The organism is Bradyrhizobium sp. SHOUNA76 (assembly GCF_023006445.1).
Lineage (GTDB): Bacteria > Pseudomonadota > Alphaproteobacteria > Rhizobiales > Xanthobacteraceae > Bradyrhizobium.
This window is the reverse complement of record NZ_JALBHA010001019.1, coordinates 1-800: the sequence shown is the minus strand read 5'-3', so window position 1 is coordinate 800 and position 800 is coordinate 1. Positions and strand designations below refer to the sequence as shown.

The 800-nt window shown below is 67.8% G+C and carries 1 pseudogene; it reads right to left on the bottom strand.

The features are described from left to right. Positions 1 to 800: pseudogene (locus MOV74_RS39405) on the bottom strand (hypothetical protein); the annotation flags it as partial.

Sequence of the window (800 nt, the reverse complement as noted above, 5' to 3'; positions counted from 1 at the left end):
GGCGCTGGCTCCTCTCGCTTCGAGCGCTTTGACGAGTAGCTGCGGCGGCGCTGCGGCTTCTCGGGTTTTGCGCTGGGCGCGGGGGCGGTTTCGGCCTGCGGGACCGCGTCCTGGTTCTTCTCCGAGTTCTTCTCCTGCACCCTGTCTTGAGACTTCTCTTGTCCCTTGTCTTGCGTCTTTTCCGAGCCGCGCATCGACAGGCGCTGGCCGTCGAAGACGGTGGTTTCGCAGTGACGATCGTTCTCGGCGAGGCTCGCGCAGAATTTTGCGGCGGCGGCGGCGTTGACGAGGGGGCCGGCACCGAGGCGGAGCTGCATGCCGAGCCCGGTGGCGCCTTCCTTGATCATGATGATCGGCCGCAGCGCCGCGACGTCCGGATTGGATTTGGTCACGCCGCGCCAGAGCGCGCGCAGGCCGTCGACCGAATTGGCGCCGCCGAGATCGATCGCGAAACGCGTCTGCTGAACCGCGATCGCGGGGGATTCGCTCTCGGCTGTTTCCGGCGGCTTTGCGGCTGTGGCGACGACTTCGGTCGGGGCGGGCGCCGGCTCGGCCTTCTTCTCCGCGGCTTTCTCGATGGTCTCGGGCTGAATCAATTTCGATGCAGCCGGATCGGGCGGCGCCATGATCGACTTGGACGGCACCAGCGGAATGGTCGGCAACGCCGAATTCATGGCCGGCGATTGCTGCACGAGCGATGCGGCGGCCGCGGTCTGCGGCGGCGGGCTCGGCGGCTCCTTTGCAGAATCCTTGGACGTGTCCTTGGCGGCCTCAGTGCGCGGCTTGTCGCCGGCGGCGGC